Genomic DNA, 12,545 nt, shown 5'->3' on the forward strand with positions numbered 1-12,545 from the left:
TTCTCCTTATCAGGCACAGTCCACGCATTTGTCTGATTCAGGCAACATCATCAGACGACCCAGTGGGATGGGTTGTTTGCAGACTCGACAAAGACCATAATCATCTTTATCAATGAAGGACAGAGAGACTTCGAGTTTTTGAAGCTTGGCTTCAGTCTTGGACAGCAGGAGTTCATTCACGCTTTTATTATTGATGGCTTCCATACGCGAGATTCGTCCAATGGCTGCATCAGGAGCAATGGGTTGGGTCATTTCCTTTAATTCAATTACCTGTTCAGTGGCGCTTTCGATTTCTGAATGAATGCGCTCTCGTATCTGTTGTTTTTCTTCGTAATTCATATATTAATCCAAATTGTAAATTTCAATAAATTCAAGTGCAACGCCCTGCGTTATAAGTGATTGTGGATTAAGTTAATTATAGAAGTGTTTATATAAACAGAAAAGGCGACGAAAATAATCGCCGCCTTTCTTTATTGTTGCATCCCCAAGAGGAAAACGGAAAACCTGGGATGCAGTTAGTTTCTAAGAGGTCGCCCTCGTTTCAACATGTATTCTATGCGTGCCCGCGTTTTTGGTTCCCCACCGAGTGAAACAAACGCTTCCCGTTCTAGATCCAGTAGATACTGTTCATCCAGGGGTCTCATGATCCCCCCTTTGTCACCACCAGTAAGTACAAAGGCTAGTTTCTCAGCAATGAGGGCATCATGTTCGGAAATTTTCCCGGATTTCAGGAATCCCTTTACAGTACTCTTCACAGCTAAACGACCACCCTTACCAGGCAGAAATAGATCTGTCCGAAATTCAGGCGGTTGGTAGCCTTCACTCATGGACAAGACTTCTGCCTTGGCCCGAGAGACTCGATGGTCTTGATTAACGACAATGATATCATCTTTTGTGAGATACCCGATTGAAACCGCATGCTTGGCTGACATGGAGACTTTGGCAAACCCAATGGCTTCAAACGCCTTTTGAGCAACCTGAAAGGCACCTGCACGACCCTTGGAGAGACGGTCCTGCGCTTTCATGATCATTCTAAGATTGCCGCCAGCTCCTGGTATGAGTCCTACACCTACCTCAACCAGACCTGTATAGAGCTCTGCTGCAGCAACGATCCTATCACAGGCACCAATGGTTTCATATCCTCCACCCAGGGCCATCCAGTGTGGTGCAGCTACCACAGGGAAGGGAGCGAATCGAACCTTTTGCAGGGTATCCTGCATGGCTTTACTCATGGCATCCAAACCAGCCCAGTCCTTTTCATCTATAGCTCGCAGCATCAAAGCCAGGTTAGCTCCAGCGGAAAAGTGTGTCGCTTCTGAGGCGATAACCAGGCCCTTATAGTTATTTTCAGTTACCCAATCCACTGCTTGATCAAGCATGCCAATAATGGAACCATCAATAGGATTGAAGGTAGGCTGAAGCACTGAATGCATGGTTACAGCGGCAACACCATCTCCAAGATCGATCAACGACGCTGACCAATCCTTTTTGATGAGCCCACCCGTTTTCTTGATGACATTAAAATCGAAAGCCAGCGGATGAGTTGGGACAGGCTGCATGGATTCACTTGTAGGATCATAATAGGTTTTGACCTTCCCATCGAATCCATAAAAGGATGTGAATCCCTTGCTTATCATGGTCTGAACCCAGGTTGGGATTTTTCGGCCATCACGCTTCATCCGTTCAATTGAGGCTGCCAATCCAAATGCATCCCAGACTTCGAAGGGACCAAATTCCCAACCAAAACCCCATTTCATGGCACTGTCAATATTTACAATGTCATCAGAAATTTCAGGGAGACGATTTGCGGAATAAATCAGAATTCCAGCATTCAATTCCCAGAGAAATTTTCCAGCGACATCATCGATCCTCACCAGACTTTTTAGTTTTCCAGGGAGGTAGGTCTCATTCTTAGATACCCGGATGGCATCGTATTTCTTTTTAACAGAAGGTTCATATTCAAGCGTATCCAGATTAAGAGACAGGATGGTCTTTTTATCTACTTTTTTATAGAAACCACTTCCCGTTTTTTGGCCCAACCATCCATTATCAAGCATGGATTGCAGATAGTCAGGAATCTTAAAGATATCTCGTTCTTCATCCGCCTCACCTTTGTCATAAGCATTTTCAGCCACATGGACGAGCGTATCCAAACCAACCACATCTCCTGTTCTGAAAGTAGCTGATTTCATATGCCCGATAAGCGTACCGGTCAAGGCATCCACATCAGGAACGTTCAATTTCTTTTCTCTGGCCAATTTCAGGGTCAGCATCATACCATATACACCAATACGATTGGCGATGAAGTTGGCTGTATCCTTGGCCCAGACGACCCCTTTTCCAAGATCATCTTCCAGGAAGGTGGCTATATCCTGCATGGCTTCCATATCTGTATCAGGTCCACCCACCAACTCCACCAATTTCATATAGCGGGGTGGATTGAAAAAATGAGTAATAAAGAAGCGTTTCTTCATATGGGCAGGCAATGAGCTGGCCATATCAGCTAAAGAAAGACCCGATGTATTACTGGTCAGAATAGCTGTGGCATTCATTTTGGGCACTATTTTCTCAAAGAGCCCCTGTTTCCAATCAAGACGCTCTGCGATGACTTCAATGACCCAATCCACTTCCCCAATCTTGTCGAGGTGATCATCATAATTACATGGTGTAATCATCTCCAGGGTTTTAGGATTATATACCGGACTGGGTTTCAGCTTATTCATTCCCTCCAAGCCCTGCTCCGCCAGCTCCTGATTCATATCGAAGAGGTAACTGGGAATCCCAGCGTTTGACAGGTGAGTCGCAATCTGTGCGCCCATGACTCCAGCGCCTAGAACGGCTACCTTTTCTACCTTTAATGCCATGATTAAATCCTCTCGATAATGGTTGCGATGCCTTGCCCCGTTCCAATACACATGGTGGCCAGACCGTATTTTGTATCGTTCTGTTCCATGACGTTGAGCAGGGTCGTTACAATCCTGGCTCCTGAACAGCCTAGTGGATGTCCAAGTGCAATGGCACCACCATTCAAATTAATTTTTTCATTTGGCCAACCACCCTTGCGAATGACATAAAGTGATTGAGCTCCAAAAGCTTCGTTCAATTCGATGGTATCCATCTGATCCATAGTCATACCCACGTTCTTTAAGGCTTTTTCTGTGGCAGGAAGTGGTCCAGAACCCATTAGGGTGGGATCCACACCGGCTACAGCACGAGATATGATTTTGGCTCGGACTTTAAGACCTAATTCCTCAGCTTTGGTATTGCTCATGACCAGAACAGCTGCGGCACCGACACTAATGGGGCTTGATGTTGCAGCTGTAATAGTGCCCTCCGCTAAAAAAGCGGGGGATAAAGATTTGATCTTAGCTACATCTGGTTCTCTGGGACCCTCATCCTTAGAGACACGAATACCCTCAATTTCAATGGGAACAATCTCGTTGTCGAATCTTCCAGCGGCTTGAGCAGCCAGAGCTTTTTTATGAGATGCAATGGCAAAGGCTTCCTGGTCCTCTCGACTAATATCCAATTCCTGAGCAAGATTTTCAGCAGTCTCACCCATACCCATATAATAGTCAATCTCGTATAACTCTGGATTAAAATCAGGGTTATAACCACCCATGGGGACACCAAACATATCTTCAACACCAGCAGCAATTCCAATTTCTTTATCGCCAGCAAGGATGGACGCACTCAATTGATGGAGGGCATCCATGGAAGAACCACAGAACCGGTTTACTGTGCTGCCTGTGGTCGTATTGGGTAGACCAGCCAGCAATGCAACTCCACGCCCCATGAGCATTCCTTGATTTCCTTCAGGAAACGCGCAACCCAGCACAAGGTCTTCCACATCTTCTCCCTTTACAGCTGGATTTCTTTTCAGAAGGGCTTTCACAACCTGGGCGGCAATATCATCTGGTCGCATCCCAATCATTTCACCATTTTTAAGACCTATGGGACTCCGAACAGCATCAACGATTACACTATATCTTTCACTCATTTTTAAATTCTCCTCATTCCTTAATCATTCAGTGGGTATGAACCGCGCTTTAATAGCAGTTGGAAAATCAGCTTTTGTTCCTCAATGACATCAGCGTGATAGTCCAATTCTGTGAGCGTTTCATCCAGCTTGCCCAACTTGGACTTGCGTTCATCTTCAGAGAGGATGTGCCTTAATATTCTTTTGCCATTTGAAACAATGACTTCCAGATTTCTCAACACGGATACTCTCAGGACTGCCAGAACTTCGTCACATCTCGGATACTTCTCATCCAGCTGCAAATATCTCCTTAGTACACTGAAAATGACCTGCTGAGCGATAACCATATTCGCAAAAGCCTCAATTTCAAATTGAGTATTTTTGAAGTCCTGCCCATATTTAAGGATTAGCTCATGCAGCGTTTTGAGTACAATGCCTCGTCCCAACTCCACTGCTTTTATTTCCTGCACTCTTGGATGATCAGCTGGTATTTCAACTTTGGGCAGCCAGCCATCACCCATTTCAAGAATCTGGTCACGAATAGGCAGCTCTTCCAGGATAGCCTTTTTCATAGCTATTCCAGAAATGATCAGCTTGTTGATCTCGTTGGTTCCTTCAAATATTCTATTGACACGTTCATCCCGCAGGATTCTTGCCAGCGGATATTCTTCAGAGAATCCGTAGCCACCAAATATTTGGACCCCATCATCAGCGTTAATCCACATGGCTTCAGAGGAGAAGATCTTATTGGTGCTATTCTCAATAGCATGATCTTCAATCACGGTGTAGAGATGATTGTAATACTCAGGATCATCATCCTCATAGCGCTCTGTTGCCGCATCGATGGATCCAGTGGACTGATACGTAATCGTTTCAGCCTCATAGCAGCGAATTACCATATCAGCAAATTTTCTCTGGATCATGCCAAAGGCAGTTAGAGGTTGGGCGAATTGTTCACGCTCCTTGGCATAGTCCAGGGCAGTGAGAATGGTTTGTTTGGCACCCCCCATGGTCACCGCTCCCAGCTTCAATCGCCCGATATAGAGCACATTAAAGGCTACAGCTGCTCCATTATCAACGCCACCTAGAACGTTTTCAACAGGAACCATACAATCTTTCAAGACATAGGTAGTTGTTGAAGAGCCTTTGATTCCCAATTTATGTTCTTCTGGCCCGCGCTCCCATCCAGTCGTCTCTTGATCCAGGATAAATGATGTCATTTTGTCACCATCTATCTTGGCAAAGACAATCCCAATGTCCGCCCAGCTACCGTTGGTGATAAATTGTTTTACCCCATTAAGGATATAATGGGTACCCTCTGCGTTCAGCTTGGCTGAGGTCGTGCCATTCAAGGCATCCGAGCCAGCTCCTGGCTCAGTTAAAGCATAGGAGCTCATCCATTCACCGCTCATCATTTTTGGAATGTATTTTTCCCTCTGAGCTTCAGTTCCATACCAAAGGATGGGCAGCAAACCGATTCCGGTATGATCGGTCACAGTCACCATAAGCGATGAACTTTTACTTTCCCCAAAAGCTTCCAGGGCCAGGGCAGCAGCTGTTTTATCAAGACCCATGCCGCCATATTTCTCTGGGACATCCAGTCCCAGCATCCCCATTTCCCCCATCTGAGTCATAAAATCACGAGTCAGTTTTTCATCGAGTTTTTCAATTTCAAGGGCCATGGGAGCGATAGCTTCTGAAGAAAAAGTGCGTATTGCTTCAAAAAATTCTCTTTGGTCATCACTCCATTTTTCTCTGGTGAAGATTTCATCGACGCCAAAGGGTGTGGTTAGAAATGCGCCACCCTTATTCATTTCATTCTCCTTATTTTGGATACAATTCTGTTATTTCAATCCTGGACGGCAATACCATCCAGAATCAGTTCCATATTCAAGTCTACATATTCTTCCAGGGAAAAGTCACTGGGTTTAAATAGTGCAAACCAGATCATTCCATGCAAGGAGGTCATAATAGACATGGCTATCATGCGCTCATTTACATTTCTAAATTCCCCATACTTTATCCCCCGCTTGATAAGGGCCTCAAATTCGCTCAAGACACTGGCATACAGGTGACTTGCTAATTCTTTAATTTCTTTATCCCGGTTGGCAAAAGCCCAGATTTCGGGTTCCACCAGGAACCAGTTTGGATTTCTCTGAAATAGTTTTGCAGTAAATTTCGCTATGTGAAGTATGATTTCTCTGGATGGTTTTGCCTTCATTTTGCCACCGCGCTCAATGGGTGAAAATTGATCCATCCAATGTTCGATCAAGGCAATGAATAGGTCGCGTTTGCTCTGAAAGTGGTGATATATCGCTCCTTTGCTCAAGCCGATCTCTTGAACAATATCATCCATTCTGGCATCAGAATATCCCTTTTTAACAAAAATGGTAAGCGCTGCCTCTAATATTTCAATTCGACGTTCTGAGCTGGGTCTTCTCTCTGTCATAGCTGGCCTTAATATTATTTCATGACATACATACCGACTGGTCGGTATGTAATATAGACCTTTACTATCCTTCTGCAAGCAAGCTTTGTGAGTTAATGAAAGGTTCGCTCTGGAGGTAGGATTAGCGCCATCATTTGAATCTTACTGTTTTTTTTTGATGGAAAGCTCCACCGCCCATATATATTGTTGCTGTTTAGCAGTTATTAATTTTGAGCACTTAAATAATAAGGGGAATTAGGAATGCAAAAAGGTGTCCTGTTTATCATTATAAGCTTGATGATGATGGTGTTGATTCAGTGTGGTGAAAAAGCAGAACAACAACCACCTGAAGATTTATCCTATCAACAGGGAGTTCTGGCAAAAGTGAAACCAATGTTTACCGCGGTTCCTGATAAAATGCCAGGTTCTGAAAATGATACTGATCCCAAGATCAAGCTTGGGGAAAAGCTCTATTTTGAAACGGCACTCTCCAATACCGGGGATATGTCCTGTAATACTTGCCATGATATCGCCACGGCAGGGGTTGACAACAAACCCACCTCAGAAGGGACCAATGGCATTCCAGGTCCCCGAAATTCCCCGACAGTTTTTAACGCCGGTTTTCATTTTGTTCAATTCTGGGATGGACGGGCAGCTGATCTAAATGAGCAAGCTGGTGGACCAATTTTAAATCCCGCTGAAATGGCAATTGCTGATTCCGCTACTGCTGTAGCAAAAATTAAAGCGATCCCTGAGTACGCCGCATTATTTACTGAAGCTTTCGGTGAGAACAGTATCAACTTTGAAAATATTACCGAAGCAATGGCTGCATTTGAGCGCACGCTGGTAAGTCATGATCGGTTTGATTCATTTTTAAAAGGGGATCTCAAAGCCATTACTAAAGCTGAGGTTGAAGGCCTGGACCTCTTCCTGGGTAAAGCCTGTGTAACCTGCCATACAGGCTCGATGCTGGGTGCAAACATGTACCAGAAAAATGGTCTTATCAAACCATACCATAATCTTGAAGATGAGGGTCGCTTTGAAGTGACTGGCAATGAGCAGGACAAATTCATGTTTAAAGTGCCTGCTTTAAGAAATATTGGTTTAACAGGACCATATTTTCATGATGGTGGTGTGGAAAGTCTTGAAGAAACCATCATCATGATGGGTGATATGCAATTGATGCAACAGATATCCGATGAAGAAGCCAGCAGGATTGCTGCCTTTTTGAAAACTATGAACGGGAATCGTTTTACTAAAAGCTGATTTTTAGCTTTCAGATGTAGGATAAAAAAGCGAGGGCAGGTCCCTCGCTTTTTTTTAAAATGGATTGTTTTGGTAGGTTAGCTAGTGAGTAATAAAATATGCCAGAATCTGCCGACTTAGCTCACCACCCAATAAGCCAGTTATCAATATAAGCATTGCCAGACCTGTACTTATTGCTGGAAAGAACCACCCCTTGAGAGCCCAATCCTTCTTCTCCAGAATGGCAAAAGTACGACCCACTGCCACCAGAATGATGATCCACACGGCGGCATTGCCAAGGGATGTATGTTTTTCAAAGGATGTTATGACTCCCTGGTGAAGTGATTCCTCCGCCACCACCAGAGTCTCAGCGAGGTTGCCACTGATGGCTGCAAAGATAGCAGACACTCCAGCCATCAATTGTAGCACATACGCAGTCCAGGTATGCTGTGGAATGCTTTTTATCACACCATAGAGATCAAACAGGGCAGCAACGAGCAGAATGGCGATGGGAAAGTGGACAAAGAAGGGATGCAGTTCAGCCATTTTAGACTAGTACAGTAGCTGTTTACGCGCCTGGAGCACATATTTGCTGGATTCGGATTGGACAAATACAATAAGCTCCATGGGTCCAGCTACGCAATAGTCATCAGGTTTTTTCAAGCTATGCTGAAAGGTAATTAATCCATTGAGATTGCTAAGTGAGGTAAATGCCATATCCCGCATAACATCCATATGCAAATCTTCACCATTAGAGCCTGCAAAATGAATACTATCTTCAACCACTATGGTCCAAACCGTCATGTTAGTATGCGGTATCCCAAAAGCATTCACGTCAAATTCCAGGTGTAGACTGTCCACGCTCTCCAGTACATCAACTCCAGATATGTATATAGTTGGGTCTGCAAGACTGGCGCTGCCCACCCGACCCGTCCAGTCATCCTCATCCAGGGTTGCGACATGAGTTCCGTCAATAACCAGACCCGGCGCGGCAAATATATTATAATATGCTCGTCGGGACTCAACTTCTCCTGGATTATAGAGATTCATAGGGTCAAATGGATCGGTCCAGTTGACATGATATCTAACTAAAACAAAATCATCCCCAAATGCATGGGAGATATTGTCCAGGTAGCCATTGGCCTCAGGACAATTGACGCATCCGGAATTGGTAAACAGTTCAGCAAAAACCTTTTTACGTATGGAGACATTTATTTCATAAAATACTGCTACGATTAGATCACTATTTATATCATAACATTCAATAATAAGTTCAGTCGTTCCGGGTATTTCTCCCATGAGGTTGAACCTGGTGAGTTCATCAGGTATTTGCTCCAGGCGATATGCACCGCCTGGATTTTGTTGGACAACAATTAGGGCTACTGAATCAAGGGCTGACAATTGCTCGGTGGACAGCTCGCTTGAAAAGTCCAATGTGAATGTTTCTCCCACATTGAGGGGAAGCGGTATTGATTCGGTAACATTAAGATGGATGTAATAGCTGGCGGATACTGGAGGGGAATCCGGTGCAACCAGTACATCATAGCTGAAGTATAAATCCAGCATTCCCTCACCCTTGCCAACCAGAATCAATTGCCCACCAAAATCATGGGCCATGCGATCTATAATTTCTACAATGCTTGTATCTTGAATTTCGATCTCAGTAAAATTATCGCCCTGGGGTTGGATTTCGAGAATAATCGTGTCACCAATTGCAATATTATATTCCTGTACCTTAGCCGAGTAATCGATACCAATTTCGGATGGTCGCCAATCACATGACCAGAGAAACAGGAACAGGAGCAATAGGAAGAGTCGAATTCTCATAGTCGCCACTCCAGTGCCAGACGGAAACCCTCAAAGGGATTTAAAACACGACAAACGCCACCAGTACAACGGACACCACCCTTTTCTTTGCCATAAGAAGCCCGGACCCACAATCCATTTCTGGGTTTGATGGATACCTCACCACTGACCCAATGTTGGATATCTTCCCCACTGGTCACCAAACTTGGATCATTGCTCATGTCCCAGATAATCGCAGCGGAGTAATTGTGATCATAATCTGCACTGGCAATAAAATGGCCACTTTGAAAGTTGTGACCTTCTAATTCACTACCAGAATACAGTTCACCATATACTTTGGATGTCTGCAATTCAACCACTGTGGAAAGGACCAGCGTTGTATTGGGATGCCATGATAAGTAGGCTGGCACCAGTGTGTAATGTTCCATCACTTCAGCAGCAGATTGGCCACTTAAAACGGATCTGGTGTAGGCAATTAACAATCTCTGATAAAAACTTGATCCAGAATACTCGAATTCTGCATAGTATTCCTGCCAGGGATTTCTATCTAAATCCTGTGTAGGCAGAATCCCAGGTGCACCATCTGAAGCAGATTGGGAAGTTTGTGCGCCATTAAGGACGATTGACCATGTATCTGAAAGTGTTTTTCGTATTTCAAGATTCCAACCCAATTCGTCACCATAGTCAACAGGGTGGGTTACATTTCCCAACAAACTGATATCATGCTCTCTGATGCCCGTAGGTCCCATTTGCCAGGGTAGTGGTTTGGTGGCCAGGAGCAAGGGATTACGCTTCTGTGACGAGGTCTCAGGGCCATTCAAATAGCGTTTATATTCGAATAGAGTCGTGAACCAGTCTGGGAACCAATTAACCTGGAGATTTAAGGCCTGCCCTTCCTGGGTGTACTTTGGCGTACCATTATTAAGAACTTGCCCATTCTCTATTTGTTGGATACTCTGTGTGACTACGGGATAATCAAAGGCTTTCCAGGTTCTATTGTATTCCAGATACAAATCCCAACTCTCACCATAAATAGATTGCCCCCATCCACCCTGGATGGCATTCATTTGCTGGGTCACTGTGTCTGTGACGATCAATCCAATATCAGAATCCAACTCCTGCCACACGAAATCAGATTCCATACGACTTGCGACAATGTATGGGATCAGAGACCACACGCCACTTTCACTATTGAGAGTTGCTTCTGCACCGGCCAGTTCATAGGCAGCCATACCATCAGGTTCTCGGAGGTCTGAACTAGGAGAATAGAATCTATATTCCTTTTTAAACCCGGCCAGCAAATCAAGTTCATGATTTTCCATAAATACAGATGAATATCTCAGGCCCATGATCTCATTGTCAAAATCGATAGCCTGATTCTCATCCAGATTCAACGCCAATCCTCTACCAAAAACAGCTGAGATATCCCCTATTTCAAGAGAACGAGAATTGCCTATGTAGCTGATGAAAAAGCGATCAACGCCCTGATATTCAAATCCATATTCTGGAGGTTGACTGGACTCTACTGATAGATCCAGATACCATTGACCAATCTCGATGGATCCACTTATAAAATTTTCGAAGTAATTGTAATCGGTCCCAACTTGTTCGCCTCGTCCCAGATTTGATTTGAGACCAAGATTCCAGGACACACCTTCAGCAATGAGACCTAGTGGAATTGCTAAAAGGATGAGTGTTCTGAAAAATAAGGACAAAGGGGGTATTAACTTTTTTTCTGAGCCGCCAGAGCTTTCTTGATTTCAGCTTCCATTTGGGCCTCATCACCAGGGAGATAACCCGTATGCTCCCAGAGAATTTTGCCCTGAGCATCAACCAGGATTGAAAAGGGCATGGCCGTTGTATTGAAATTCTTGTACAACTTTTGCTCTGTATCAAGAAGCACAGTATATTCAAGTTTTTGAGACTTGACCATGGACTTGACCCGGCCAACTGTTCGAGAATCATCAATGGAGATACCAATGACTTGAACATTTTGATCGGCGTAAGTTTTATTAATCCGGTTCAGATGTTTCATCTCTTTTCGACACGGAACACAGTAGGTCGCCCAAAAATTGATGAGAGTCACCTGGCCTTCAACCAACTCATTGAGACTGTGAGTTTTATTTTTCATGTCCTTGAGATTCACCTGGGGTAAGTTTTTCTCCTGGCCATAGGAAATTGCCACGATCAAAAGGAGAGGAAGTAGGCGCATCATTTTATCACACTCACCTGTCTGGAGATGGTTTCACCCGCTCCTGAGGCACTAATGATATAATTGCCGGAGGACAAGCCATACATATTCCATTGGAGATGATTCTTGCCAGAATTTAGCTGGTAATTCCTGGTCAGTATTTCTCTTCCATCAAGTGAATAAAGAATGATTGAATAGTCCCCGCTCTTTTTAAGATTCAGATTAAAATTGACTGATGCATTGGTTGGATTCGGGTAAATATGCGAGAGTTCAAATGAGTTAGGCCTTGCGAAAGACCCATCAATTGAGACGGCAACAAACTCCAAACTGAAATTAACTGAATCAACTTCCATCGTTGAGGAATCTACGGCAAACATGGTCCAACGTCCTATTCCCTCTATACCATTTGGATAGGTGTCAAGAGTGAACAAGGCAGTATCCGAAGCAGCCAGGTCAAATGTGAAATTATCCAGAAAAGGCGGTAAACAGGCCGGTCCGACGCAAAATGAGTTTGTCCAAGAGGCATCTATTTCATGAGTAACTCTGGTAACAGAAATCGATTGTGATGAGGCGGCAAGACTGATTATATCACCGTGAAGAATAACGAAATCCTCGTTTCCTATATAGGCGGAATCATATTGAACAAATTCAAAGTTGTTGTTTTGTCCAAACAATGCAGGCCCGATAAACAGCGCCAGAATCAATATTTTAAATGGTTTGAGTGTTTTCCCCATCATCAGTCTTCTCGTCCTTTTCTTTGGCTGGCCACATAAAAACAAGACCCATCATCGCTCCATAGGCAGTACTAATAAACGGATTCGAGGTTATCGCACACGTCCCTGAAGCGCAGCCAATATAATAGTAATAAAGGTATCCGAGGATAGCTCCAACTGCTA

General features: G+C 44.2%; 11 protein-coding genes. 1 reads left to right on the plus strand and 10 read right to left on the minus strand.

Annotation, left to right across the window (positions count from 1 at the left end; all coding sequences use genetic code 11):
* Nucleotides 1-9: 9 nt before the first annotated feature.
* The 5 genes from ISR87_01285 to ISR87_01305 all read right to left on the minus strand — a co-directional run bounded on the left by ISR87_01285 (nucleotide 10) and on the right by ISR87_01305 (nucleotide 6,428).
* The gene (locus tag ISR87_01285) at nucleotides 10-339 is read right to left on the minus strand and encodes a TraR/DksA C4-type zinc finger protein (protein MBL7024060.1); all 330 of its coding nucleotides are present in this window, start codon (nucleotides 337-339) and stop codon (nucleotides 10-12) included.
* 176 nt (nucleotides 340-515) lie between these two features.
* Nucleotides 516-2,864: a 3-hydroxyacyl-CoA dehydrogenase/enoyl-CoA hydratase family protein gene (locus ISR87_01290; GenBank protein MBL7024061.1), complete on the minus strand. Its 2,349-nt coding sequence runs from the start codon at nucleotides 2,862-2,864 to the stop codon at nucleotides 516-518.
* 2 nt (nucleotides 2,865-2,866) lie between these two features.
* Entirely contained in the window at nucleotides 2,867-4,000 is a 1,134-nt protein-coding gene (locus ISR87_01295; GenBank protein MBL7024062.1) for a thiolase family protein, read from the minus strand.
* A 20-nt stretch (nucleotides 4,001-4,020) separates the two neighbouring features.
* The gene (locus ISR87_01300; protein ID MBL7024063.1) at nucleotides 4,021-5,793 is read right to left on the minus strand and encodes an acyl-CoA dehydrogenase family protein; all 1,773 of its coding nucleotides are present in this window, start codon (nucleotides 5,791-5,793) and stop codon (nucleotides 4,021-4,023) included.
* A gap of 35 nt (nucleotides 5,794-5,828) precedes the next feature.
* Complete coding sequence (locus ISR87_01305) at nucleotides 5,829-6,428, minus strand: TetR/AcrR family transcriptional regulator (protein ID MBL7024064.1); 600 nt, start codon at nucleotides 6,426-6,428, stop codon at nucleotides 5,829-5,831.
* A gap of 240 nt (nucleotides 6,429-6,668) precedes the next feature.
* On the opposite strand from ISR87_01305, the gene ISR87_01310 reads away from it, so the two are divergent.
* A complete protein-coding gene (locus tag ISR87_01310; protein ID MBL7024065.1) occupies nucleotides 6,669-7,673 on the plus strand; it encodes a c-type cytochrome in 1,005 nt (334 codons plus the stop codon).
* Between the two features lie 81 nt (nucleotides 7,674-7,754).
* On the opposite strand, the gene ISR87_01315 is transcribed toward ISR87_01310, so the two are convergent.
* The 5 genes from ISR87_01315 to ISR87_01335 are packed head-to-tail and all read right to left on the minus strand — an operon-like array spanning nucleotide 7,755 to nucleotide 12,386.
* Complete coding sequence (locus ISR87_01315) at nucleotides 7,755-8,198, minus strand: hypothetical protein (protein MBL7024066.1); 444 nt, start codon at nucleotides 8,196-8,198, stop codon at nucleotides 7,755-7,757.
* A 6-nt stretch (nucleotides 8,199-8,204) separates the two neighbouring features.
* A complete protein-coding gene (locus ISR87_01320) occupies nucleotides 8,205-9,479 on the minus strand; it encodes a hypothetical protein (protein MBL7024067.1) in 1,275 nt (424 codons plus the stop codon).
* Entirely contained in the window at nucleotides 9,476-11,173 is a 1,698-nt protein-coding gene (locus tag ISR87_01325) for a hypothetical protein (GenBank protein MBL7024068.1), read from the minus strand. The genes ISR87_01320 and ISR87_01325 overlap by 4 nt, the downstream gene beginning before the upstream one ends.
* A gap of 8 nt (nucleotides 11,174-11,181) precedes the next feature.
* Nucleotides 11,182-11,673 carry a TlpA family protein disulfide reductase gene (locus ISR87_01330; protein MBL7024069.1) on the minus strand — a complete coding sequence of 164 codons (492 nt, stop codon included), beginning with the start codon at nucleotides 11,671-11,673 and terminating at the stop codon, nucleotides 11,182-11,184.
* The gene (locus ISR87_01335; GenBank protein MBL7024070.1) at nucleotides 11,670-12,386 is read right to left on the minus strand and encodes a T9SS type A sorting domain-containing protein; all 717 of its coding nucleotides are present in this window, start codon (nucleotides 12,384-12,386) and stop codon (nucleotides 11,670-11,672) included. The genes ISR87_01330 and ISR87_01335 overlap by 4 nt, the downstream gene beginning before the upstream one ends.
* Nucleotides 12,387-12,545 lie beyond the last annotated feature (159 nt).

Source organism: Candidatus Neomarinimicrobiota bacterium (assembly GCA_016784545.1).
In the GTDB taxonomy this organism is placed as follows: Bacteria; Fidelibacterota; UBA8477; order UBA8477; family JABMPR01; genus JABMPR01.

Excerpts from the sequence above, each read along its gene's own strand:
- ISR87_01285 (MBL7024060.1), bottom strand. The coding sequence starts at position 339 with ATGAATTACGAAGAAAAACAACAGATACGAGAGCGCATTCATTCAGAA.
- ISR87_01290 (MBL7024061.1), bottom strand. The coding sequence starts at position 2,864 with ATGGCATTAAAGGTAGAAAAGGTAGCCGTTCTAGGCGCTGGAGTCATG.
- ISR87_01295 (MBL7024062.1), bottom strand. The coding sequence starts at position 4,000 with ATGAGTGAAAGATATAGTGTAATCGTTGATGCTGTTCGGAGTCCCATA.
- ISR87_01300 (MBL7024063.1), bottom strand. The coding sequence starts at position 5,793 with ATGAATAAGGGTGGCGCATTTCTAACCACACCCTTTGGCGTCGATGAA.
- ISR87_01305 (MBL7024064.1), bottom strand. The coding sequence starts at position 6,428 with ATGACAGAGAGAAGACCCAGCTCAGAACGTCGAATTGAAATATTAGAG.
- ISR87_01310 (MBL7024065.1), top strand. The coding sequence starts at position 6,669 with ATGCAAAAAGGTGTCCTGTTTATCATTATAAGCTTGATGATGATGGTG.
- ISR87_01315 (MBL7024066.1), bottom strand. The coding sequence starts at position 8,198 with ATGGCTGAACTGCATCCCTTCTTTGTCCACTTTCCCATCGCCATTCTG.
- ISR87_01320 (MBL7024067.1), bottom strand. The coding sequence starts at position 9,479 with ATGAGAATTCGACTCTTCCTATTGCTCCTGTTCCTGTTTCTCTGGTCA.
- ISR87_01330 (MBL7024069.1), bottom strand. The coding sequence starts at position 11,673 with ATGATGCGCCTACTTCCTCTCCTTTTGATCGTGGCAATTTCCTATGGC.
- ISR87_01335 (MBL7024070.1), bottom strand. The coding sequence starts at position 12,386 with ATGATGGGGAAAACACTCAAACCATTTAAAATATTGATTCTGGCGCTG.